The 23,603-nt window shown below is 70.9% G+C and carries 22 protein-coding genes; 10 read left to right on the top strand and 12 right to left on the bottom strand.

Annotated elements, in window-relative coordinates; translation table 11 throughout:
- Window positions 1–12: 12 nt before the first annotated feature.
- The 6 genes from FNV62_RS15535 to FNV62_RS15560 form a co-directional block, all read right to left on the bottom strand.
- Window positions 13–1,113 carry a calcium:proton antiporter gene (locus FNV62_RS15535; RefSeq protein WP_143613002.1) on the bottom strand — a complete coding sequence of 367 codons (1,101 nt, stop codon included), beginning with the start codon at window positions 1,111–1,113 and terminating at the stop codon, window positions 13–15.
- Between the two features lie 126 nt (window positions 1,114–1,239).
- Window positions 1,240–2,292 carry a TerC family protein gene (locus FNV62_RS15540; protein ID WP_225900263.1) on the bottom strand — a complete coding sequence of 351 codons (1,053 nt, stop codon included), beginning with the start codon at window positions 2,290–2,292 and terminating at the stop codon, window positions 1,240–1,242.
- A 283-nt stretch (window positions 2,293–2,575) separates the two neighbouring features.
- The gene (locus FNV62_RS15545) at window positions 2,576–4,594 is read right to left on the bottom strand and encodes a TerD family protein (RefSeq protein WP_143613003.1); all 2,019 of its coding nucleotides are present in this window, start codon (window positions 4,592–4,594) and stop codon (window positions 2,576–2,578) included.
- Between the two features lie 45 nt (window positions 4,595–4,639).
- Window positions 4,640–5,218: a TerD family protein gene (locus tag FNV62_RS15550; RefSeq protein ID WP_054235941.1), complete on the bottom strand. Its 579-nt coding sequence runs from the start codon at window positions 5,216–5,218 to the stop codon at window positions 4,640–4,642.
- A gap of 160 nt (window positions 5,219–5,378) precedes the next feature.
- Window positions 5,379–7,508, bottom strand: a complete 2,130-nt coding sequence (uvrB, locus tag FNV62_RS15555) for an excinuclease ABC subunit UvrB (protein ID WP_060902147.1) — start codon at window positions 7,506–7,508, stop codon at window positions 5,379–5,381.
- A 40-nt stretch (window positions 7,509–7,548) separates the two neighbouring features.
- Window positions 7,549–8,415, bottom strand: a complete 867-nt coding sequence (locus FNV62_RS15560; RefSeq protein WP_143607788.1) for an MHYT domain-containing protein — start codon at window positions 8,413–8,415, stop codon at window positions 7,549–7,551.
- Window positions 8,416–8,694: 279 nt separating this feature from the next.
- On the opposite strand from FNV62_RS15560, the gene FNV62_RS15565 reads away from it, so the two are divergent.
- The 3 genes from FNV62_RS15565 (at window position 8,695) to FNV62_RS15575 (ending at window position 11,610) form a co-directional block, all read left to right on the top strand.
- Entirely contained in the window at window positions 8,695–9,570 is an 876-nt protein-coding gene (locus FNV62_RS15565; RefSeq protein WP_143601316.1) for a glycerophosphodiester phosphodiesterase, read from the top strand.
- A gap of 92 nt (window positions 9,571–9,662) precedes the next feature.
- On the top strand, window positions 9,663–10,217 hold the full coding sequence (locus FNV62_RS15570; protein WP_143601317.1) for a methylated-DNA--[protein]-cysteine S-methyltransferase: 555 nt from the start codon (window positions 9,663–9,665) through the stop codon (window positions 10,215–10,217).
- Between the two features lie 118 nt (window positions 10,218–10,335).
- Window positions 10,336–11,610 (top strand): MFS transporter, encoded by a 1,275-nt coding sequence (locus FNV62_RS15575; protein ID WP_054236037.1) that lies wholly within the window; start codon window positions 10,336–10,338, stop codon window positions 11,608–11,610.
- Window positions 11,611–11,635: 25 nt separating this feature from the next.
- Here the strand turns inward: FNV62_RS15575 and FNV62_RS15580 are convergent, their stop codons facing one another.
- Together FNV62_RS15580 and FNV62_RS15585 are read right to left on the bottom strand one after the other, a co-directional pair.
- Complete coding sequence (locus FNV62_RS15580) at window positions 11,636–11,998, bottom strand: cupin domain-containing protein (RefSeq protein WP_054235946.1); 363 nt, start codon at window positions 11,996–11,998, stop codon at window positions 11,636–11,638.
- Window positions 11,999–12,061: 63 nt separating this feature from the next.
- Window positions 12,062–12,490: a VOC family protein gene (locus FNV62_RS15585; RefSeq protein ID WP_054235947.1), complete on the bottom strand. Its 429-nt coding sequence runs from the start codon at window positions 12,488–12,490 to the stop codon at window positions 12,062–12,064.
- 97 nt (window positions 12,491–12,587) lie between these two features.
- On the opposite strand from FNV62_RS15585, the gene FNV62_RS15590 reads away from it, so the two are divergent.
- The gene (locus FNV62_RS15590; RefSeq protein WP_143607790.1) at window positions 12,588–13,493 is read left to right on the top strand and encodes a pseudouridine-5'-phosphate glycosidase; all 906 of its coding nucleotides are present in this window, start codon (window positions 12,588–12,590) and stop codon (window positions 13,491–13,493) included.
- Window positions 13,494–13,564: 71 nt separating this feature from the next.
- Entirely contained in the window at window positions 13,565–14,482 is a 918-nt protein-coding gene (locus FNV62_RS15595) for a carbohydrate kinase family protein (RefSeq protein ID WP_097288880.1), read from the top strand.
- A gap of 5 nt (window positions 14,483–14,487) precedes the next feature.
- Here FNV62_RS15595 and FNV62_RS15600 read toward each other — a convergent pair whose 3' ends face one another.
- Complete coding sequence (locus tag FNV62_RS15600; RefSeq protein WP_143607791.1) at window positions 14,488–15,279, bottom strand: methyltransferase domain-containing protein; 792 nt, start codon at window positions 15,277–15,279, stop codon at window positions 14,488–14,490.
- Between the two features lie 259 nt (window positions 15,280–15,538).
- On the opposite strand from FNV62_RS15600, the gene corA reads away from it, so the two are divergent.
- A complete protein-coding gene (gene corA / locus FNV62_RS15605) occupies window positions 15,539–16,666 on the top strand; it encodes a magnesium/cobalt transporter CorA (RefSeq protein WP_097284220.1) in 1,128 nt (375 codons plus the stop codon).
- An 85-nt stretch (window positions 16,667–16,751) separates the two neighbouring features.
- Here corA and FNV62_RS15610 read toward each other — a convergent pair whose 3' ends face one another.
- Both FNV62_RS15610 and FNV62_RS15615 read right to left on the bottom strand, forming a co-directional pair.
- Window positions 16,752–17,180, bottom strand: a complete 429-nt coding sequence (locus FNV62_RS15610) for a CBS domain-containing protein (protein WP_054235951.1) — start codon at window positions 17,178–17,180, stop codon at window positions 16,752–16,754.
- Between the two features lie 128 nt (window positions 17,181–17,308).
- On the bottom strand, window positions 17,309–17,941 hold the full coding sequence (locus FNV62_RS15615) for a uridine kinase (RefSeq protein WP_143607792.1): 633 nt from the start codon (window positions 17,939–17,941) through the stop codon (window positions 17,309–17,311).
- 417 nt (window positions 17,942–18,358) lie between these two features.
- Between FNV62_RS15615 and FNV62_RS15620 the strand changes: the two genes are divergently transcribed.
- The 3 genes from FNV62_RS15620 (at window position 18,359) to FNV62_RS15630 (ending at window position 21,412) form a co-directional block, all read left to right on the top strand.
- Entirely contained in the window at window positions 18,359–19,054 is a 696-nt protein-coding gene (locus FNV62_RS15620; RefSeq protein WP_143613004.1) for a DUF2293 domain-containing protein, read from the top strand.
- Between the two features lie 233 nt (window positions 19,055–19,287).
- On the top strand, window positions 19,288–19,767 hold the full coding sequence (locus FNV62_RS15625) for a DUF1772 domain-containing protein (protein ID WP_143607795.1): 480 nt from the start codon (window positions 19,288–19,290) through the stop codon (window positions 19,765–19,767).
- Between the two features lie 157 nt (window positions 19,768–19,924).
- Window positions 19,925–21,412 (top strand): glutamate synthase subunit beta, encoded by a 1,488-nt coding sequence (locus FNV62_RS15630; RefSeq protein ID WP_054235955.1) that lies wholly within the window; start codon window positions 19,925–19,927, stop codon window positions 21,410–21,412.
- A 49-nt stretch (window positions 21,413–21,461) separates the two neighbouring features.
- Here FNV62_RS15630 and FNV62_RS15635 read toward each other — a convergent pair whose 3' ends face one another.
- Entirely contained in the window at window positions 21,462–21,989 is a 528-nt protein-coding gene (locus tag FNV62_RS15635) for a carboxymuconolactone decarboxylase family protein (protein WP_399223689.1), read from the bottom strand.
- A 92-nt stretch (window positions 21,990–22,081) separates the two neighbouring features.
- Between FNV62_RS15635 and FNV62_RS15640 the strand changes: the two genes are divergently transcribed.
- Complete coding sequence (locus FNV62_RS15640) at window positions 22,082–23,494, top strand: PLP-dependent aminotransferase family protein (protein ID WP_143607796.1); 1,413 nt, start codon at window positions 22,082–22,084, stop codon at window positions 23,492–23,494.
- Window positions 23,495–23,603: the final 109 nt, after the last annotated feature.

Consider the following 23,603-nt stretch of genomic DNA (forward strand, 5'->3'; position numbering starts at 1 on the left):
GCCGTGCGTCGGTCAGGGCGTGACCGCCAGCTCCAAGTACGCCGCGAACACCACCAGATGGACGCCTCCCTGGAGGGGGGTCGCGCGTCCGGGGACGACCGTCAGGGAACTCACGACCACCGTGAGCGCGAGCAGCACCATATGGGTGGAACTGAGGCCGAGTACGAGCGGCCCGGAGAGCCAGAAGGACGCCAGGGCGACCGCGGGAATCGTCAGACCGATGCTGGCCATCGCGGAGCCGAGGGCGAGGTTCAGGCTGGTCTGTACCCGGTCGCGGCGGGCCGACCGGACCGCGGCGATGGTCTCCGGGAGCAGCACGAGCAGTGCGATGATCACACCGACCACGGACTGTGGCATACCGGCCGCCTCGACGCCGGACTCGATGGTGGGCGACACGCCCTTGGCGAGGCCGACCACTCCGACGAGGGCCAGGGTGAGCAGGCCCAGGCTGATCCCGGCGGCACGGGCGGACGGGGCGTTCGCGTGTTCGTCCACGTCGATCACCTCGCCCAGACGGGTGATCGGGAGGAAGTAGTCGCGGTGCCGCACGGTCTGGGTCGTCACGAACAGGCCGTACAGGACGAGTGAGGCGAGCGCGGCGAAGGTGAGCTGGGTCGTGGAGAACTCCGGGCCCGGCCTGCTGGTGGTGAAGGTCGGGAAGACCAGGCTGAGCGTGGCCAGCGTCGCGACGGTCGCCAGGGCGGCGCCGGTGCCCTCCGCGTTGAAGACGGCGAGCCCGTGACGCAGGGAGGCGACGAGCAGACACAGTCCCACGATGCCGTTGCACGTGATCATCACGGCCGCGAACACCGTGTCACGGGCGAGCGTCGAGCTCTTCGGGCCGCCGTCCACCATCAGGGTGACGATGAGCGCCACTTCGATGATCGTGACGGCGATGGCCAGGACGAGGGATCCGAAGGGTTCGCCGACCCGGTGCGCGATCACCTCGGCGTGGTGGACCGCGGCCAGCACCGCCCCCGCCAGGACCAGGGTCACCAGTGCGACGATCGCGCCGGGCAGGTCGCGCCCCCAAGTGAAGGCCAGCAGGATCACCGCGACCACGGGCACGACGGCCGTCCACTGCGTCAGGAGTGACCGGAGCCGAACGATCATGCAGCGATCGTCGCAGGCGCGGACGGGCCCCGCATTCCGATGGTCGCCCGAGCGAACAGCCGACGGGGTGCGCGGCCCTGCGCCGCGCACCCCGCCACGAGGCGGCTGTTGCCGCCTCCGACGTGATCAGACGTCGATGCTGTTCGTCGGGGACTTCTCAGACGTCGGGTCAGACGTCGGGTCAGACGCCGGGTCAGACGTCGGGGTCTGCGGAGCGCCATCGGACGCTTCCAGCGCCGCCTGCTTCTTGGAGGCGATCAGGCTGGTGATCGTCGTGACGACCAGGACCGCGCAGATCACCCCGAGCGAGACCGGGATGGAGATCTCGGGAACGTGGACGCCGGACTCGTGCAGTGCGTGCAGCACCAGCTTGACGCCGATGAAGCCGAGGATGACGGACAGGCCGTAGCTGAGGTGGACCAGCTTCCTGAGCAGGCCGCCGATGAGGAAGTACAGCTGGCGCAGACCCATCAGCGCGAACGCGTTGGCCGTGAAGACGATGTACGGGTCCTGGGTCAGGCCGAAGATCGCGGGGATCGAGTCGAGCGCGAAGAGTACGTCCGTGGTGCCGATCGCGAGCATCACGACCAGCATCGGCGTCATGACGCGCTTGCCGTTCTGCTGGATCCACAGCTTCGTGCCGTGATACCGGTCGGCGACACCGAAGCGCTTCTCGGCGGCCTTGAGCAGCTTGTTCTCCTCGAACTCCTCCTCCGGCTCGTCGGCCCGCGCCTCCTGGATCAGCTTCCAGGCCGTGTAGATGAGGAACGCGCCGAATATGTAGAAGACCCAGGCGAAGTTGGAGATGATCGCGGCGCCCGCGGCGATGAAGATCGTGCGCAGGACGAGCGCTATGAGGACGCCGACGAGAAGTACCCGCTGCTGGTACTGCGTCGGCACGGCGAACTTCGCCATGATCAGGACGAAGACGAAGAGGTTGTCGACGCTCAGCGACTTCTCGGTGATGAAGCCGGCGAAGAACTCGCCGGCGGGCTGGCCGCCGGAGAACACGAGCAGTCCCAGGCCGAACAGTGCGGCCAGAGCGATCCAGACGATCGTCCAGATTCCGGCTTCCTTGATCGATACGTCGTGCGGCTTGCGACCGATGAAGAAGTCGACCGCGATGAGGGCGGCGAGGCCCACGATCGTGAGGACCCAAAGGGTCACGGAAACATCCACTGCGCCTCCGGCAGTCGTAACGGCAAATACCAGCGTCGTCGCTGCCGGAGGTCTCTTCCACCCGCGACCGAGGGGACGCGTGATGCGTCCGCGGCCCACGGGCCGACGCCCCGGGATCCGGTCGGATCCGTATTGACGGGAACGCCGCTACTGGTAGGGAGTACTCCCCTCCGTACGGAAAACACTACCCGAAACACCAAGGAAAGGTAAAGCGATTAGTAAAAGAAAGACCAAACTCCCAGGTCGGGGGGCTTTACCGATGCTTGGTAAAGCCCTTTGCGGGTCAGCGGTTCCACGAGCGGCGGGCCGCCGCCACCTGGGAGAGCACCTGCTGGAGCACCTGACTGCCCGGCGGGACGAGCGCGGGTTCGTACGTCCAGGCGTGCCCCACCCACGGGTCGGCGAGATGGTCGTCGGGCACCGGGGTGAGTCGCAACAGCGAACGCCAGAGAGGATCGAGCAGCGGCCCGTAGGCGGCGGCGTCCTCCCGGTCCGCGACCATCATCAGATGGACGCCGACGGCCGGTCCCTCGTCCGCGAGATAGCGCAACTGCGTCACGGCGCGGTCGTCGAAGCCGTGCGGGAAGTCGTTGACGATCAGCAGTTGTTCGGCGGTGTCGAGGTCCGGCGGCAGCGAGTCGGCCACGCCGCCACGCACCGCCATCTGCACCAGGTCGACACGCTGGGTGAGCCGCGCCAGCACCTCGCCCACCCCCGCGGCCCCGGCGGCGGGCGGAGCGTCGAGGACTCCGGAACGCACCAGCGGCGCGAGAGACGAGGCTCCCGAACCGGCCGGGTCGATCACGTGCACCGTGAACTCACCCGCGGGATAGACGGCGAGCAGCCGGGCGGCGTGCGCCACCGCCGTGTCCATGGCGAGTCGGCGCAGCTCGTCGGAGTCGGTGAGCGGGTCGTCGAGGCCGGCGCGTCCGCTGTCGATCCACAGGCCGCGTTCGAGCGGAAGCCGGACCAGCATCGGGATGCTCAGGTTCTCGCTCTCGGGCAGCCGGAGGTCGCCGAGGCGCAGGGCCATGGGGATCTCCATGGGCACCCGGTAGCCGTGCCAGACCGGGTTGTCCCAGGATGCGTACGCCGCGGGCAGCGCGGGCTCGACCACTTCGGCCTCGGCCGCGAGCTGGGCGAGGTCCCGGTCGAGCGCGGCGCGGGCCTGGTCGACCAGGCCCGCGCGCTTGGCCTGGGCGGCCTCACGCGCGGCGTCGCCCTGCCCGCCGATCCGGCTGCGCGGGTCGGAGAGGACCTTGTCGAGCTCCTGCTCCATGCGCGAGTCGGCGAAGTCGACGGCGCTGCGATACGCGGCCGTGGTGCGCGCCAGGTCCTCGAACATGCCCCACACCTGGTTGTAGAGCCGCTCCTCCATGGACCAGCCGGTCGCGTCACCGGCGACGGGCTGCGCGGGCTGCCCCGGCGCGGCCGGTGGTGCGGTCGGCGCGGGCGGGGGCGGCGCGGCGGCCTGCCTGCCGGGGTGGCTGTAGTCGACCGGGCCGGCCGTGGGGGCGGACGGCTGGGTGACGGCGGAGGGGTCGGGCTGCGCGGGGCCTCCCGGGTAGCCCGTCTGCGGCACCGTGGCTCCTTGCGGACCCGGCGCGTCGTACGGGGACCGCGCCGGTACGGTCCCGGGGGCGCCCTGCGGTGCGGCGTACGGCTGGTCCGGTCCGGGCGCCGAGGCGGCCGCCTGTCGTGAGCGGTCCGCGTCCGCCGTACGCGGCGGGGGTGCCGACACCGAGCGGGCCAGCCCTTGGGCCACCGCTTCGTTGATGCTGCCCGCGAGCTGCCGGGCCTCGGACAGGCCCTGGTCGGTGAGGAGTTCGGCGAGGCCGCCCGCGTACCCCTGGCCGACCGCGCGTACCTTCCAGACGCCCTGTCTGCGGTAGAGCTCCAGGGCGACGACGGCCGACTCCGTGTCCAGGCCGGTGATGGTGTAGCTGGCGACCTCGACCCCGTCGAGGCCGGTGACGGCGACGAAGGGGGCGGCGACGGCCCCGAACCGGACAGGGCCACCGACACCGGCCGGCAGTGCGAGCAGCACGCTGACGCGGTGCACGGTCCCCGGCAGGGCGTCCAGGTCGAACGCGAGGCGGTGGTCGGCCGCCGCCTGCTTGGAGACCTCGAGTCCGGGCAGGGTCGGCGCGCCCGGGTGAGCCACCCATTCGACGCCCCGGACCCTGCCTTGCTCGTCGCTCAGTGTGGCCCCGGCCACGATCGGCCGGCCGGCCGATACGCGGACCTCAAGACGGGCCTGGGAGAGCGGGTGGTTCTGCCCCCGGACCAGCTCGGCCGTCATCGCCTTGTCCCCCCGTGTCGCTTCGTGTGCCGGGCGCCGCGCTGCCTACAGGTGCGGCAGGATCGCGGGCATCAGGTCCTGGAAGGTACGGCCGTTGGCCGGTGTGCCCAGGGCCGTCATCTGCCAGCCAGGGCCCGCACGGTGCACCTTCGCCATGATCTGCGCCGTGTACTGGCCGCCGCCCGCGAGCGTGTAGCGGGCGAGCTCCTGGCCGTTGGTCTCGTCGACCAGACGGCAGAACGCGTTCTGCACTTCCTGGAACGTCTGGCCCGTGAAGGAGTTGACGGTGAAGATGATCTGGTCGATGTGGACCGGGACGCGCTGGAGGTCGACGAGGATCGCCTCGTCGTCACCACCCTGGCCCACGCCACCGACCAGGTTGTCACCGGTGTGTCGCACGGATCCGTCGTCGCTGACGAGGTGACGGAAGAACACCACGTCGACGGGCTGCTTGTCCGCGAACAGCACGGCGGACGCGTCGAGGTCGATCTCCCGGGTGCGCGAGCCGAACAGGCCGCGCCGGGGAGCCGCCTGCCAGCCGAGCCCCATGCGCACCGCGGTCAGGGTGCCCCCGTCGTTCTTCTGCAGACTGATGGCCTGACCCTTGGTCATGTTGACCGTCACGCGCTGTTCCCCTCTCGAGCTGTCCCCTGTTGCCGCGGAGTCCGCGGATGTCCAGCACCCTACGCAGCGCCGACGACCGTGCCGAACCCTGGGGCGCGCTTTGTGTCGGTGTTGCAACACAGCGCGTATCCGCCGAGGTCCGGCACGGTGGGCGGGGGCCTCAGGCCAGGCCCGCCTCCTTCATCTGGCGCAGCTCCTTCTTCATCTCCGACACCTCGTCGCGCAGCCGTGCCGCGATCTCGAACTGGAGGTCGGCCGCGGCGGCCCGCATCCGCTCCGTCATCTCCTCGATCTGCTCGGTGAGTTCGGCCGCGGGGCGGTCCGTCGGCACCGTCTCCTTGGCCTTGCCCTTGGCGGACTTGGCCGCCTTGCCGCCGAGCGAGGGCACGGGGGCCTTGGCTCCCTTGCCGTCCTTGCCCTTGCGGTATCCGGAGCCGAGCAACTGCTCCGTGTCGATGTCCTCGCGGGCGATCTGGGCCACGATGTCGTTGATCTTCTTGCGGAGGGGCTGCGGGTCGATGCCCCTCTCCTCGTTGTAGGCGACCTGCTTCTCCCGGCGGCGGTTGGTCTCCTCGATGGCCTTCTCCATCGCCGGGGTGATCCGGTCGGCGTACATGTGGACCTGGCCGGAGACATTGCGCGCCGCGCGGCCGATGGTCTGGATCAGCGACGTACCCGAACGCAGGAAGCCCTCCTTGTCGGCGTCGAGGATCGACACCAGGGAGACCTCGGGCAGGTCGAGCCCCTCGCGCAGCAGGTTGATGCCGACCAGGACGTCGAACTCGCCCGAGCGCAGCTCGCGCAGCAGCTCGACGCGGCGCAGGGTGTCGACGTCGCTGTGCAGATAGCGCACCTGGATGCCGAGCTCCAGGAAGTAGTCGGTGAGGTCCTCGGCCATCTTCTTGGTGAGCGTGGTGACCAGGACGCGCTCGTCCTTCTCGGTGCGCTTGCGGATCTCGTGCACCAGGTCGTCGATCTGGCCCTCGGTGGGCTTGACCACGACCTCGGGGTCGATCAGGCCGGTGGGGCGAATGATCTGCTCGACGAAGCCGTCACCCCGCGAGAGTTCGTACTTCCCCGGGGTCGCCGACAGATAGACGGTCTGCCCGATGCGCTGCTGGAACTCCTCCCACTTCAGGGGACGGTTGTCCAGGGCGGAGGGCAGCCGGAAGCCGTGGTCGACGAGGGTGCGCTTGCGGGAGGCGTCGCCCTCGTACATGGCACCGATCTGCGGGACCGTGACGTGCGACTCGTCGAGGACGAGCAGGAAGTCGTCCGGGAAGTAGTCGATCAGCGTGTTCGGCGGGGAGCCGGGTTCGCGGCCGTCGAAGTGCATCGAGTAGTTCTCGACGCCGGAGCAGGAGCCGATCTGGCGGAGCATCTCCAGGTCGTACGTCGTACGCATGCGCAGGCGCTGGGCCTCCAGGAGCTTGCCCTGCTTCTCCAGCTCGGCCAGGCGCTCCCCCAGTTCCTTCTCGATGTCGTTGACCGCGCGCTCCATGCGCTCGGGTCCGGCCACGTAGTGGGACGCCGGGAAGACGTAGACCTGGTTGTCGTCGCTGATGACCTCACCGGTGAGCGGGTGCAGCGTGGAGAGTGCCTCGATCTCGTCGCCGAACATCTCGATGCGGACGGCGAGCTCCTCGTAGACCGGGAAGATCTCGATGGTGTCGCCGCGGACCCGGAAGGTGCCGCGGGCGAACGCCACGTCGTTGCGCGTGTACTGGATGTCGACGAAGCGGCGCAGCAGGTCGTCGCGGTCGATCTCGTCGCCGACCTTGAGGCTGACCATCCGGTCGACGTACTCCTGCGGCGTGCCGAGGCCGTAGATGCAGGAGACCGAGGCGACCACCACGACGTCGCGGCGGGTGAGCAGCGAGTTGGTCGCGGAGTGGCGCAGGCGCTCGACCTCCTCGTTGATCGAGGAGTCCTTCTCGATGTAGGTGTCCGACTGCGGGACGTAGGCCTCGGGCTGGTAGTAGTCGTAGTACGAGACGAAGTACTCGACCGCGTTGTTCGGCAGCAGCTCGCGGAACTCGTTGGCCAGCTGTGCGGCCAGCGTCTTGTTCGGTGCCATGACGAGCGTGGGGCGCTGGAGCTTCTCGATCATCCACGCGGTGGTGGCGGACTTGCCGGTGCCGGTCGCGCCCAGCAGGACGACATCCTTCTCACCCGCGCGGATGCGCTTTTCCAGGTCGGCGATGGCCGCCGGCTGGTCACCGCTCGGCTGGTAGGGGCTGACGACCTCGAAGGGCGCCACCGAACGTTCGATCTTTGATACGGGCCGCATGGGTTCCACCGTACGACCCCGCACTGACAACGGGCCCGGATCACCGGTTCTGGGGGGCGCGTGAGCTGCGATGGCCGCGCTCCCGGCCGGCGCGCGGCAGGGGGCGGCGGCCGACGTACTGGACCGTGGAGTGGGCCGGGACGCCGGGCCGGTGCTCCGTGGGCCTCCAGTCGGGCTTGCCCATGACCATCAGCGGGTCGAACATCACGACGACGCCCGCCAGACACAGGAAGACCAGCGGGCCGATCATCATGGGCGCGAGCAGGGCGGCGGCCGAGTCGCCGCCGGGACTGTTGGTCGTGCCGTGGAGATGGACGCTGAGGGCGGCCATGCCCGTGTAGTGCATACCGCTGACGGCCAGTCCCATGACGAGGCTGGCGCCCACGCTCCAGAGGAATCCCCGGACCTGCCCCGCCGCCCACAGAGCGGCGGTGGCGGCGACGACGGCTATGACCACCGAGGCGGAGACGGTGAGGGTGTTGTACTCGAGGTTCCCGTTGAGGCGCATGCCGGCCATGCCCAGATAGTGCATCGAGGCGACTCCCAGACCGGTGATGGTGCCCCCGGTGAAGAGCGCGGTTCCGGTGGCGCCCCGGTAACCCACGATGAAGATCCCGATGCCGACCATCACGACCGCCACGCCCAGGCTCGCGAACGTCGTCGGCTTGTCGTAGTGGATCGGGGTCTCCTTTACGGTGAACCCCATCATGGCTATGAAATGCATGGTCCATATGCCCGAGGCGATCGCCACCGAGCCGAGCGCGAGCCAGCCGGCCCGCCAGGAGCGGGCGACGAGCATCGATCTGGTGGTGCAGCGCAGGCCGAGCGCTCCGCCCAGGCAGGCCATGAGGTACGCCACCAGCGGTGTGACGAGTCCGTAACTGAAGCCGTCGACCGTGCCCTGCATGCGCGGCTGCCCTTCCCGCCCTTTTACACCAGAAATTCCCGGAAATGCCCCCACCCTCGGGACCGAAACCACGGCCAGGGTCGAGGCAGAGAGTATGACTCCCACCTGAATGGTCGAACGATTTTCCGGCAAAGAATCACGACCTCGCCGCACCTGTGTGATGCCGGTGAGCGGACTTGGTCAACTCCATTCAATCCGTGTCCATCCGGTACCCCTCCGTCGTTGACTCTCTGCTGTCACTCTTGATCTGTCTGTGATCGCTCGACGCGAGGAGTACGTATGCACGCGCGCGTTGCCGCCGCCACGACCGCCGCGTTTATCGGGGGAACCATCCTGATACTGCCCACCTCCCACGCACAGGCCGGCTCCCTGCGCAGAGCTCCGTTGGTCGTCTCGCACCGCGGAGCGTCCGCCTACGCGCCCGAGAACACCCTCGCCTCCATCGACAAGGCGGCCGCGATGGGCTTCGGCTGGGTCGAGAACGACGTCCAGCGCACCAAGGACGGCGAGCTCGTCGTGCTCCACGACGCAAGCCTGGCGCGTACGACCGACGTCAAGAAGGTCTATCCGCACCGGGCTCCCTGGAAGGTCAAGGACTTCACCGCGGCTGAGGTCGCGCGCCTGGACGCGGGGAGCTGGTTCGGTCCCCGGTACGCGGGCACCCGTGTGCCGACACTGAAGCAGTACATGCACCGCGTCTCGCACAATCACCAGAAGCTCGTGCTGGAGATCAAGAACCCCGAGCTCTATCCGGGTATCGAGCGGCAGACCCTCAAGGTCCTGAGCAACGAAGGCTGGCTGGATCCGGACCATCTCAGGAACCGGCTGGTCGTCCAGAGTTTCAGCGAGCACAGCGTGCGGACGGTCCACGAACTGCGTCCCGGGATCACCACGGCCTTCCTGGGCCAGCCGTCGGTCGCGCGCCTGCACGAGTACGCGCGGTTCGCCGATCTGATCAACCCGGACCACGCCTCCCTCTCGGCCGGCTATGTCTCCGCGGTCCACTCGTTCGTCGGACCGCACAACCGGCCGATGGAGGTCTTCACCTGGACCATCGACGACGCGAACACCGCACGGCGCCTGGCGGGCTACGGCGTGGACGGCGTGATCACGAACAAGCCCGACGTGATCCGGAGCGCTCTGCAACAGACCTGATCGGCTGTCGGCGGGTCTCTCGCCCGCGGCACGGACGCCGTGCGGCGTCCGTGCCGCGGGCATTGTCAGTGGCGGATCGTACGGTGGATCGCATGAACAGCGATGGGCAGGACGAACAGCGGGTGGTGTGGGCCGTCGTCGGCACGGACATCGGTCCGCTGCTGCTGGCGGCGACACCGGACGGCCTGGTGAACGTGGTCTTCCACGCCACGGACGCGGTGCGCGACAAGGCGCTCGAGCGGCTCGCCGCGCGTCTGGGCACCCAGCCGGTCGAGGCACCCGGGTCACCGCTCCTTGCCGAGTCGATACGCCAGGTCACGGCGTACTTCGCGGGCGAGCGGCGGGACTTCGAGCTGCCGCTGGACTGGTCGCTGATCTCCGGGTTCAACCGTCAGGTGCTGCGCGAGCTTGCCGCGGGAGTTCCGTACGGCGGGGTCGTGGGCTATGGCGATCTGGCCCGGCGGGTCGGCCAGCCGGGCGCGGCACAGGCCGTGGGCGTGGCCATGGGCTCGAACCCGCTGCCGGTCGTCGTGCCGTGCCACCGGGTGGTGGAGAGCGACGGCGGCATCGGGGGGTTCGGGGGCGGCCTGGAGACCAAGCGGAGGCTGCTGGCGCTGGAAGGGGTACTGCCGGAGCCGTTGTTCTGACGGGCGCGGCCGGCGGCCGGCGGCGCTCATGGCTCGCGACAACCCTTGTTCATGTGGGGCGCGGGCTGGAAACTGCGCCGGTGACCCGAGCCGATTCCAGCGCGTCCGAGTGTTCGCCGTGACCTCCGTCGAGCGGCAGCTCGCCGCGCCCGTGGACGCCGAGGAGATACCGGCGCTGCGGCGCCGCATCACCGCCGTACTCATCGCCGGTCAGATCCTCGGCGGGCTCGGCGTCGCCACCGGCATCGCGCTCGCCACCGTGCTGGCCAAGCAGGTCAGTGGCACCGAGTCGCTCTCCGGGCTCGCACCCACCGCGACGGTCACCGGCACGGCGGTGCTCTCCGTGCCGCTGGCCGCGCTGATGACCGCGCGGGGGCGCCGCCCGGGTCTGGTGCTGGCCTACCTCATCGGGGCGTCGGGAGCGGGCGTCGTCGTGGTCGCCGCGTGTATGGGGAGCTTTCCGCTGCTGCTGCTCGGCATGGCGGGCTTCGGCGCGGCCTCGTCGGCGAACCTCCAGGCGCGGTTCGCGGCCGCCGATCTGGCCGAGCCGCAGCGGCGTGCCCGGGCCATCTCGAACGTGGTGTGGGCGACCACGATCGGAGCGGTGCTGGGGCCCAACATCGCCGCGCCCGCCGGACGCAGCGTCTCCGGGCTCGGGATACCCGAGGCGGCGGGGCCGTTCCTCTGGGCGGCCGGGGTCTTCCTCCTGTCCGCGCTGCTTGTGGCCGTGCTGCTGCGGCCCGATCCCCTGCTGACCGCCCGGGCGCTGGCACCCGTCGAGGAGCAGTCGGCTCAGGCGCGTTCCATCCGCGCCGGTTTCGCCGCGGTCGCCGCCTCGCCGCGGGCCAGGCTGGCGCTCGTGACCGTGGCCGTCTCGCACACCGCGATGGTCTCGATCATGTCGATGACCCCTGTCGACCTCGGACACCACGGGGCGAGCATCGATCTGATCGGGCTGGTGATCAGTGGCCACATCGCGGGCATGTACGCGTTCTCGCCCCTCATGGGGCGGCTCTCGGACCGGCTCGGACGGCTCTCGGGAATCGGGCTCGCCGTGGGCCTGCTGGCCTGCGCGGCGCTCCTCGCGGGCACGGCGGGCGGCAGTCACGGACAGATCGCCGCGGGGCTCTTCGTCCTGGGCCTTGGCTGGTCGTCCGGGCTCGTGTCCGGCTCGGCGCTCCTGACGGACTCGGTGCCCCAGGCCGCGCGGGCCGCCGCCCAGGGGGTGTCCGACCTGACCATGAACACGGCGGCCGGCCTCGGTGGGGCGACCGCCGGTCTCGTCGTCGCACAGGCGAGCTACGGGTGGCTGAACCTCCTCGCCGCGTGCCTGCTGGTGCCGCTGGGCGGGCTGGCGCTGTTCACGCGGCGCCGAGGCCGAAGCCGCCGGTGAGCGCCGAAGGGGCTCAGAGGCTGCTTCAGAGGCTGATGTGGTACGCCTTGCGGAGCGTCTCGTGCACGGTCCACGTCGTACGGTCGCCCTCGCGCAGCACGGCCGCGTCGCCCGGGCCCACCTCGATCACGTCACCGCCCTCGACCTCGATCGTGGCACGGCCACTGACGACGACGAAGAGTTCGTCGGCCTCGGTGTCCGTCACCACGCCGGGCGTGATCTGCCAGATGCCGCGCAGTTGCTTGCCGTCGGCCGACTCCCACAGCACCTTGCCGCTCACCACCGGATCACCGGAGACGACCTGAGCCGGGTCCAGGGGCTCCGGTTCCAGCTCGGCGTCGGGGATGTGCACGGCGAAGGACGGGGTGGCCTGCGTGTTCGTGGTCATGAGCGGTCACCTTAAGGGCATGCGGGAAAACCTCACGCGGAGGGTGGTCCGAAGGCCCGGAACCTAGTCGTAGTGGCGTGCCTCGAACACGTTTCCGTCCGGGTCCTGGAAGTAGAAGCTGCGCTTGGCCATGCCACGGGCGCCGAAGGAGTCGTACGAGAAGCCCGAGAGGGGAACGGACCGTTCCTCCAGACGTGTGCGCAGCGCGTCGAAATCGGCCTCCTGGAGAGACAGGCATACGTGGTTGACCGGGTGCCCCGCGCTGTCAGCGGCGCCCGGGATCATGTTCATGTACGCGGCCATGGGGAGGGCCATGAGGTCGAAAATGGTCTCTCCATTGAGGCGCACGGAGGGAAACGGCGCCTTGCCCTCCGCGTATTCGGCGACCCTCACGGGTTCCAGGCCGACCGACTTCTCGTAGAAGTCGGCCGAGGCGACCGGATCGCGCACCCACAGGACGACATGGTCAAGACGTGCCGAGTTGTCCGTCATGCCCCCAGGCTGGTGTCGTACGCCGCAGGTCGCAAGGGTTTGACCGGGCGCGCCGCCCGCCAGAGATGAGGAAAGGCGACAGACAGGAGGCAGGCACGTGATCGTGGTGTCCGAAGAGGTGCGGGAGGCGCTCGACGCGCGCCGGCCGGTGGTGGCCCTGGAGTCGACGATCATCGCGCACGGACTGCCCCGCCCGCGCAATCTGCAGGTCGCGCTGGAGCTGGAGGACGTCGTACGACGGGAGGGCGCCGTACCGGCGACGATCGCCGTGCTGGACGGGCGGCCCCATGTCGGACTGGACAAGGAGCAGCTGGAGCGGGTCGCCAACGAGGACGGGATCCGCAAGCTGGGGCACCGCGATCTGCCGCTCGCGGTGGCGGCGGGCGCGAGCGGCGCGACGACCGTGTCCGCGACGGCGCTGCTGGCCGCTCTCGCGGGCGTCCGCGTGTTCGCGACGGGCGGCCTCGGCGGGGTGCACCGGGAATGGACGGTGACGCAGGACGAGTCGGCGGACCTGGGCCTGCTGGCGCGGACCCGGATCACGGTGGTGTGCGCGGGCGTCAAGTCGATCCTGGACGTGCCGGCGACGCTGCAGCGCCTGGAGACACTGGGCGTCGCGGTGGCCGGGTACGGTACCGGCCGCTTCCCGGGCTTCTATCTGTCCGACTCGGGACATCCCGTGGACTGGACGCTGGACTCCCCCGGGCAGGTGGCGGACGTCATGCGCGCGCAGGACGCGCTGGGCGGCCCGGAGTCGGCGCTCATCGTGGCGAACCCGGTCCCCGAGGAGGAGCAGCTCGATCCCGCGCTCCACGCGCGCGTGCTCACCGAGGCGTTGCGGGCGTGCGAGGCGGAGGGCGTGAGCGGGCAGGCCGTGACGCCGTTCCTGCTCGACCATCTGGTGCGGCACACCGACGGCGCCTCGCTGAGCGCCAATCTGGCGGCGGTGCGCGGCAACGTACGACTCGCGGGACGGATCGCGGCGGCCTGGGCCGGGGCGTGAACGGGACGGATCGCGACGGCGGTCCGGGCCCGGGCGCGAACCGGGCGGCCCGGGGCGGTGCCGGGCGGGACGTGGGCCCGGCGACGGGGGCGTTGCTCGTCGTCGGTGACGTGGTCACGGACATCGTCGCCCGGCACCATGGGCCGCTCGCGGCGGGCACCGACACGGCCGCCGCGATCCGGACCCTGCCGGGCGGGGCCGGCGCCAACGTCGCTTGCTGGGCCGCGCGTTGGGGCCGCGCGGAGGTGCGGCTGCTGGGCCGGGTGGGGGCGGATGCCGCCGCTTGGCACGAGCGCGAGCTGGTGGCCTGCGGCGTACGCCCCCTCCTCGTCGTCGATCCGCAGGCGCCGACGGGGACGGTGATCTGCCTGGTGGACCAGGGTGCCTCGGCCGAGCGGACGTTCCTCACCGACAGCGGGGCCTCCCTGCGGCTCGACCCCGACGACTGGTCGCCCGCCCTGCTCGACGGTGTCGCGCGGCTGCATCTGTCGGGCTATCTGTTCTTCTCCGAACCGAGCCGGGCGCTGGTGTCGGTGGCTCTGGAGTCGGCACGCGCGCGTGGGATCCCGGTCAGCCTGGACCCCGCGTCGGCGGGGTTCCTCACGGAACTGGGCGCGGACCGATTTCTCGCGCTCGCCGAGGGCGTCGACCTGCTGCTGCCCAGTCGCGACGAGGCGTTCCTGCTGACGGGACTGCCCGATCCGGTGGACGCGGCGGCCAAGTTGAGCCGCCACGTCCCCCTGGTCGTCGCGAAGCAGGGTCCCGACGGGGCCCTGGTGGCCCGCTCGGGCGCCGTACGGGCCCACGTCCCCGCGGTGCCCGCGGACCCTCGCGACACCACGGGCGCCGGCGACGCCTTCACCGGAGCGTTCCTCGCCGCCCTTCTCGCGGGCGCCGAGCCCGAGGCGGCGGCGGTGGAGGGGTGCAGGGCGGGGGCGATGGCGGTGGAGCGGGTCGGGGGCAGGCCCGAGGGGGCGCGGGTCCGGTAGTGGCGCTACTTGCGTCCCCAGGCCGAGATCATCGGTGCGGTCGCCAGGTCCATGGAGCCGGAGGCCACGTTGGCCAGGTGACGGTCGATGTCCTCGTCGGTGGCGATTCCCGCCGTGACGAGCTGGTCGCGGATCTGACGGACCGTCGCGGACTCGAGGTCCACGCAGGCGGTCGAGGTGACGGGGAAGTACGCGTCGGCCTCCACCTCGCGCAGTCCCGCTTCCCGCAGCAGGCGAGGGAGTTTGCGGCCGTAGGAAAGGTCGGCGCCGCGCTCGGCGAGCAGCTTGCGGAAACCGTGCCTCAGCCGGTTCGCGAGCTGTTGCTCGGGGCCGTGCTCATCGGGGCAGAGCAGCGGTTGCAGCGCGGGATCGGCGTCCTCGATGAGAAGCCGCCCGCCGGGCCGCAGTGCCTTGACCATCGACCGCAACGCCCGCTCCCGGTCCGGCACATGGACCAGCACGAGCCGTGCGTGCACGAGGTCGAAGCCCTCCCCCGGCGGTTCCTCGGCGCCCACGTCGTGCACCCGGATCTCGACCGGCGGGCGGGCCGCGGAGGCCGCCCACGACGTGTCGATGTCGGTCGCGACGACCCGCCCGGTCGGGCCGACCTTCTTGGCGAGCCAGGACACCACGGACGTGCCACCCGCGCCGACCTCCCAGCAGCGCCAGCCGGAACCGATGCCGAAGCGCTCCATGTGCCGGAAGGTGGTGGGGTCGAAGAGAGTGGCGAAGGCGTCGAAGCGCTGCCCCGCCTCGGTCTGCCGGTTGTCGAGGAGATAGCCGTCGGTTTGCGTCATACGGCGATCATCCCAGTTGACCCGCTTGTCCGGAATCGCCGACGCTCCCGTTCTCCCCTCCCGTGCGTCACCGCGGGCACCGCCCGCCTCTGACGCTCGAACAGCAACGCTGCCGGCCTGGTCCGATGCCGCCCGGCACCACTGAAACGAAGTGGAATATTCCGTTCCCACAGGCTTTCCCGGCGAGCGAAGGGGACTGGCAGACTTGCACGCCAGGGCGCGAAGTGCGGCGCGGGGAGATCCACGCAAGGAGTTCCGGATGTCCATGGCAGGGAATCTGCGGAAGGTCACGAGCCTCGGCAAGGTCGGTGGGCTCCGCAAGGTGGCGCGGCTGGCCCGGCGGCGTACCCGTGTCGACCTGAGTCACCACGCCCGGTCCCCGCTGGGCACGGCGGTGGTGAACTGCGTGGCGTATCAGGACGGCGCCAGGGTCCCGGGCGGACGCGATCTCGTCGAGACCGTGGAGCGGATCCGCAAGAGCGACGAGGGTTTCGTCTGGCTCGGACTGCACGAGCCCACGGACCAGGAGTTCGCCGGCATAGCCGACCTCTTCGACCTGCACCCACTGGCCGTCGAGGACGCGGTGGAGGCCCATCAGCGGCCGAAGCTGGAGCGGTACGGCGACACGCTCTTCGCGGTGTTCAAAACGGTCTGCTACGTCGAGCACCAGGAGCTGACGGCGACCAGTGAGGTGGTGAACACCGGCGAGATCATGGTCTTCGTCGGGTCCGACTTCGTCATCACCGTGCGGCACGGACGGCACGGGTCGCTGGGGCCGCTGCGCGAGGAGCTGGAGGCGGACACCCGTCAACTCGCCAAGGGCCCGGCCGCGGTGCTGCACGCGATCGCCGACCATGTGGTCGACGACTACGTGCATGTCACGGACTCGGTCCAGGAGGACATCGACCAGGTCGAGGCCGATGTGTTCGCCGAGAACGGCGCGCGGGCGGACGCGGGCCGCATCTACCAGCTCAAGCGCGAACTCCTGGAACTGAAGCGGGCGGTGGTGCCACTCGCCCGCCCCGTCCAGGAGCTCGCCACCCGGCCGATACGGGTGATCGCCCCGGAGATACAGGCGTACTTCCGGGACGTCTCCGACCATCTGCTGCGGGTCACCGAGCAGATCGCCGCCTTCGACGAACTGCTCAACTCGATCCTGCAGGCGCACCTCGCGCAGGTGACGGTGGCGCAGAACGAGGACATGCGGAAGATCACGGCATGGGCGGCGGTCATCGCCGTACCGACGATGGTCTGCGGGCTCTACGGCATGAACTTCGACCACATGCCGGAACTGCACTGGCGGTTCGGTTACCCGATAGTCATCGGCGTGATCACCCTCGCCTGCCTCGTCCTGTACCGGGGGTTCCGGCGCAACGGCTGGCTGTGAGAGTGGTGAGCCGCCCCTCGCCCGGCACGGCCGGCCGGGCGGGAGTGCGCGCTCATGACCCTCCCGGTCGGGAGAGTCCGCGCGGTCAGCGCATCGCGCTCCTCGCGTAGACGCTCTCGACCCACGCGGCAAGCTGTTCGTCCGTCAGATGCTGGGCCAGGTCGGCCTCGCTGATCATGCCGACGAGTCGTTTGTTCTCGATCACGGGAAGCCGGCGGATCTGGTGCCCCTTCATCTCCTGGAGCACCTCGCCGACGTCGGCGCCCGACTCGATCCAGCGCGGGGTGCCCTGGGCCATCTCGCCTGCGGTGACCTGGGCCGGGTCGTGGCCCATGGCGACACAACCGACGACGATGTCGCGGTCGGTGAGGATGCCGCAGAGCCGTTCGTTCTCGTCACTGATGGGCAGCGCGCCCACGTTGAGCTCACGCATCAGCTGGGCTGCGCGGTCCAGGGTCTCGTGAGCGGGGATCCACTGGGCACCACGGTGCATGATGTCTCCGGCGGTGGTCATGAAGTACCTCCCGGTGCCGGACGGCCGGCGCGGCGCGGAACACACCGCTAGTCCCGGCGCCCTACATTCTCGCCGTGTCCCCAGGCACGCGCACCCGGAAGTCCGGGATGCGCCTTCGTGGCCGCCGCTCAGCCGTTCCAGGCGGGGTGGCGCGGATCGTCGGCGCGGACCAGGACGTCGGCCGTGGCGCCCGGGTCCACTTCCGTCTCGTAGCGCTCGAAGGCAGGCAGGGTCCAGTGCTCGGGTTCCGGAGTACGGCGACGAAGGGCGCCCGGGGAGAGGAGGACGTGGACGCTCAGGTCGAACGGGAACCAGTGCCGAAGCAGGAAGGGGCCGTGGAGCAACAGCACCCCGCCGGGCGGGAGCTGGACATAGGGGCTGCGGGTGGCGCGGTCGGTGACCGGGTCCCAGAGGTCGGGCAGGACGCGGCCGTCGCCGCCGGGGTCGAGCGGGCCGAAGACCTCGCGCCACAGGGCGCCGGTGTCGACCCAGCCGTTGTAGTACGCCTCGGCGTCCTCGTGACCGTATTCGAGCCGGAGTGACGCGGGGCGCAGGAAGCCCTCCGTGCCGACGACGAGCGAGGACCGGCCGCGTATGCGCAGCGCCTCACTGACGCGCTGGGCGAGGTCACCGGGGTGGGCGGCGGGGGCTCCGTCGAACGCGATCCGCGGCCACGGACTGCCGTCGTCCGGTTTCAGGTCCAGCAGGCGCTCGGCGAGGAGGTCGCCGAGCCGTTCCCAGGTGATCGCTTCGAGTCGCACAGGCCCATGATGCCGCGATCACGCCTCGCTCTCGTGGGCGCGACGAGCGGCGAGGGCGGACAGCGCGAGCGGACGGAGGCTGCGCGCGGCCCCGGGCGTGGGCCACGACCGGGGAGGGACACGTCGAGGCGGGCGGATGTGGCCGGGACGCGTCGCACCGAAGAGGAGGGCCGTGGCCAGGGGGAGGCGCATCGTGGAAGGGGCCGTGGCCAGGGGGAGGCGCATCGTGGAAGGGGCCGTGGGCTGGAGGGGCCGCGCCGGGAAAGGGGCCGCGGGCCGGAGGGGCCGCGTCGATCAAGGGACGAGGCCGAGAACAAGGCGGGGCTCGAGGAGGACGCGGGAGGCGAGGAGAAGGTGGTACGGAGAAGGGGGCGGCCTCGCGTGGGGAGCCGCCCCGGACAGGGGAATGAACGACCTATGGCACCGATCGCAACTCCCCCGCCCCGTGGCGGACTTCTCGTCATCCAGCCGCTGAAGCAGCGCCGCTGTGTCGAGTGCCGGAGTGGACCGTTGGCGCTGCTGGTGCTGGAGGAGGGGGAGTCACGCTGTCTGGACTGCGCGGATCTGGGACACCTGGTGTTCCTGCCGCGGGGCGACACCGCGCTGACGCGCCGGTCGCGGGAGGGCAGCGCGCTGTCGGCGGTGGTGGTGCGCTACAACCGGCGGCGGAGCCGGTACGAGCGGCAGGGCGTCCTCGTCGAGGAGGCGGCGCTCGCCCGGGCCGAGGAGCGGTGCCTGGCGGACGCGGAGGCGCGACGGCGGCGCCGGGCGCGGGACGCGCGGCGGCGGGAGGCGGAGGACCTGCGGTTCACGGAGGCGTTCGCACGGGAGATACGCGGTCTTTTTCCCGGCTGTCCCGCCGACCGGGCGCACGCGATCGCCGCGCACGCCTCGGTGCGCGGGAGCGGGCGGGTGGGGCGCAGTGCCGCGGGCCGTGCGCTGTCGGAGGCCGCGGTGACGGCTGCGGTCCGTGCCGCCGTACGGCACATGGACACTCCGTACGACCAGTTGCTGATGAGTGGCGTGCCGCGGCACGAGGCGCGCCGGCGGATCGCGGCCGCGGTGGAGGCGCGGCTCGAGGGGTGGCAGGACGAGCTCGCGGCACGCGCGTGACGGCGTGCACCCGGCGACGGCGTGCCATCCGGCGAAGACGTGCCACCCGCGAAGGCGCGCCACGCGGCGAAGACGTGCCACCCGTTCTGGACGTTCGCGCATGCCTCCGCGTCCCTCGGCCATGGTCACCGTGACAGTAAGGGATTTCACTTGTGGTGACGGTGGGTGCCGTGCAGGATCTCGGAATCTCAGGATCTTGGAATTCGGCTTCGGGGAGCTACGCGGGGGTTGTCATGATCGATGGACCGTATTTCGTGCTGACCGTGCTGGGGGTGCTCGGCTGCGGGCTGGTGGCCGGGGTGTTCTGCGGGTTCTCGACGTTCGTGATGCGGGGGCTCGCCGAGTTGCCGCCCGCGCAGGGCGTGGCGGCGATGAACGCGATCAACGTGGCCGCGGTGCGCCCGGCGTTCATGCTCGTGTTCGTCGGGTCGGCGGGGCTGTGTGCCGTGCTCGCCGTGGTCACCTTCGTGCTGCTGCCCGACGAGGGGACGGTGGAGCTGTTGCTGGGCAGCGCGCTGTATCTGTTCGGGACGTTCGGGGTGACGGTCGTCGCGAATGTCCCGCGCAACGACGCGCTGCTGAAGCTGGCCCCGGGTACGCCGGAGGCCGCCGTGTACTGGCGTTCGTATGTGCGCGAGTGGACGATGTGGAACCACATCCGCGCGGTCGCGTCGGCCGCCGCGGCGGTCTCGTACACGCTGGCCCTCACCTGAGGCCGGCGGCACCCGGGAACGGGGCCCGCAGCTGAGCGGCAGGGTACTCGGAGGCGACGTATCGTGGCGGGAAAGGAGTGCCGCTCAGGGCCGTGGGTCGAAGGCGTTCGATGGTCGCGCGGCCCCGTACCGGTACGCGTACATGAGGGAGACGGCCATGGCCGATCCCAAGGGATTCATGACCACTCCGCGCGAGGAGTATCCCCGTCGGCCCGTCGAGGAACGGGTGCGGGACTGGAACGAGGTGTACGTCCCCGGTGCGCTGCTGCCGATCATCAGCAGGCAGGCCGACCGCTGTATGGACTGCGGCATCCCGTTCTGCCACGACGCCTGCCCGCTGGGCAATCTGATTCCCGAGTGGAACGACCTCGTCTCGCGCGAGGACTGGCGGGCGGCGAGCGACCGGTTGCACGCGACGAACAACTTTCCCGAGTTCACCGGCCGGCTGTGCCCCGCGCCCTGCGAGGCGGGCTGTGTGCTCGCGATCAACCAGCCCGCGGTGACCATCAAGAACGTCGAGGTCGCCATCGCCGACCGCGCCTGGGCGGACGGTTTCACGCCGCCGCGTCCACCGGACCGGCTCTCGGGCCGTACGGTCGCGGTGATCGGGTCGGGGCCCGCCGGGCTCGCCGCGGCGCAGCAGCTGACCCGGGCAGGGCACACCGTCGCCGTGTACGAGCGGGCCGACCGGATCGGTGGACTGCTGCGGTACGGGATCCCCGCGTTCAAGATGGAGAAGCGGCATCTGGACCGGCGGCTGGAGCAGATGCGGGCGGAGGGCACGAAGTTCCGGACGTCCACGGCGATCGGGCGGGACCTCGGGGCGGCCGAGCTGCGGGCGCGCTACGACGCCGTCGTGCTCGCGGTGGGTGCCACGGCCTGGCGCGAACTGGACGTTCCGGGGCGGGAGTTGGCCGGCATCCATCAGGCGATGGAGTATCTGCCGTTGGCCGACCGGGTGTGCGAGGGGGATCTGGAGGTCTCGCCCTTGTCCGCGGCCGGGAAACACGTCGTCATCGTCGGCGGCGGTGACACGGGTGCCGACTGTCTGGGGACCGCCGTGCGCGAGGGCGCCGCGTCCGTGACCCAGCTCGACATCTATCCGCAGCCGGAGTCCGAGCGCGACGAGGACGTCGAGCCGTGGCCGACCTACCCGAAGATCTACCGGCTGTCGGCCGCGCACGAGGAGGCCCGCGACCTGGAGACGGCGCCCGCCGCGGACGCTGACGCGCGCCTCTTCGCGGCGTCCACGCTCCACTTCACCGGCGACGCGGACGGGCATGTGCGCTCCCTGCACCTGGTCGAGGTCGACGAGCGGCGCCGCCCGGTCCCCGGCTCCGGGCGGACCCTTCCCGCCGACCTCGTGCTGCTCGCCCTCGGCTTCTCGGGGCCCGACCGGCACGACGGGCTGATCGACCAGCTCGGCCTGGTCCTCGACGCGCGCGGCACGATCACCCGCGACACCGACTTCGCGACCAACGTTCCCAAGGTGTACGTCGCCGGGGACGCGGCCCGCGGGCAGTCGCTCATCGTGTGGGCGATCGCCGAGGGGCGGGCGGTGGCGGCCGCCGTGGACCGCGCGCTGGCCGGGACCTCGCAGCTGCCGGCGCCGATCGGACCGTACGACCGCCCCATGACCGCGTAGGGCCCCGTCGGTCGGTGCGGGAGCCCCCGGGCCCGCGTTGCCGTGCGGGTCAGCGGCGTTCGTCCGTGCCCGCCACCTTCGCCGTGGCCAGCGCGACCCGGTTCCAGGTGTTGATCGTGAGGATGAGGGCCAGGACGTGGGCCAGTTCCTGGTCGTCGAAGTGGGCGGCTGCCTCCGCGTAGACGTCGTCGGGCACGCCCGCGTCGGCGACGCGCGTGACCGCCTCCGTGAGCGCGAGGGCCGCGCGCTCCCTCTCGGTGAAGAAGTGCCGGGCCTCGCGCCACACCGGGACCATGTGCAGACGGTCCTCGCTCTCGCCGGCCTTGCGGGCGTCGTTGGTGTGCATGTGGAGGCAGTACGCGCAGTGGTTGAGGTGGGAGGCGCGGATCTGGATCAGTTCGACGAGGGCCGGGTCGAGCCCGTCGCGGGCCGCCGCGTCGAAGCCGACGAGGGAGCGGAAGACCTTCGGGGCGGACTTCGCGAAGTCGAGGCGAGCGGGAGCGGTGGTCGTCGGGTTCATGATGTCCCTCGCGTTCGTCGTGTTCGCGTTCGTAGCGTTCATGTTCGGCGTGTTCATCGTGTTCGTGTTCGTCGCGTTCGGCGTGTTCGTGTTCGTCGTCATGACCATGAATCTACGGACCTGAAAGACCGGCTGTAGGGTGCATTTTCATGGCGGAATCATGGGTCAATTCTGCGGAGCGGATCGGCGCCGACCTGCATCTGGAGCTGTCCGGGCCGGGCGGGCGGCGGGCCGCGCTGATCCGGGCGCTGCGCGAGGCCGTACGCGAGGGCAGGCTCGCCCCTGGCACCCGGCTGCCGCCGTACCGCTCGCTCGCCGCCGACCTGGGCGTGGCCCGCAACACCGTCGCCGACGCGTACGCCGAACTCGTCGCCGAGGGCTGGCTGACCGCCCGCCAGGGGTCGGGCACCCGCGTCGCCGAGCGCGCCGAACCGCTGGGGGCCCCGGAGCGCGTACCGAAGAAGGCACCTCCACGCGCGCGTGGACCCCGACACGATCTGCGCCAGGGGACACCTGACGCCTCGTCGTTCCCGCGTGCCGCCTGGCTGGCCTCGTACCGGCGGGCGCTCCAGCAGGCGCCCAACGCGGCCTTCGGACCCGGCGATCCCGCGGGCCGCGTGGAACTGCGCGAGGCCCTCACCGAGTACCTGGCACGCGCGCGTGGCGTGCGCACCGAGCCGGGGCGGATCGTGATCTGCTCGGGCTTCGCGCACGCCTTGCGGCTGCTCTTCCCGGGCGTGTTGCGCGGGCCGCTGGCTGTCGAGTCGTACGGCCTCGGCTTCCACCGCGAGCTGCTGGCCGCCGCGTCGGTTCGGACCGTGCCGCTGTCGCTGGACGAGGACGGCGCCCAGGTGGGCGAGTTGGGCCGGGAACGGGCGGTCCTGCTCACGCCGGCGCACCAGTTCCCGACCGGTGGCCCGCTGCACCCGGAGCGGCGGGCTGCCGTCGTCGACTGGGCACGCGCGCGTGGCGGGGTGATTCTGGAGGACGACTACGACGGCGAGTTCCGCTACGACCGCAAGCCCGTCGGCGCCGTGCAGGGACTGGACCCCGAACGGGTCGTCCACATCGGCTCGGTGAGCAAGAGTCTGTCGCCCGCGCTGCGGCTCGGCTGGATGGTCCTGCCGCGCCGGTACGTCGACGCCGTCCTCGCAGTCAAAGGCGAACGGGAGGCGTGGGCGAGCGTCCTGGAGCAGCTGACGCTCGCGGACTTCCTCGCCTCCGGGTCGTACGACCGTCATGTCCGCCGGATGCGGCAGCGGTACCGCGGGCGGCGTGACCGGCTCGTCGCGGCCCTCGCGGAGCGGGCGCCGCACATCGAGGTGACGGGGATCGCGGCCGGGCTGCACGCGGTGCTGCGGTTGCCGCCCGGGACCGAGCGGTCGGCCGTCAAGGCCGCGACCTGGCAGGGTGTCGCGCTCGACGGACTTGCCGGGTTCCGGCATCCGGAGGCGACGATGTCCGCGCCGGACGGGCTGGTGGTGGGTTACGCGACGCCCTCGGAGCATGCGTACGGGGCGGCGTTGGAGGCGTTGTGCGGGGCGCTGCCGCCGGGTCCTTGAGCACCCCTTGGCCGACGCCCCGCCAGGTAGAGCGAAGTTTGCTGTCGTGGTCCTACGGTGTTGTCGTGGCCCCACGGCGTTGTCGTGGTCCTACGGTCTCGGTCTCAGT

Source organism: Streptomyces sp. RLB3-17 (assembly GCF_007113425.2).
In the GTDB taxonomy this organism is placed as follows: domain Bacteria; phylum Actinomycetota; class Actinomycetes; order Streptomycetales; family Streptomycetaceae; genus Streptomyces; species Streptomyces mirabilis_D.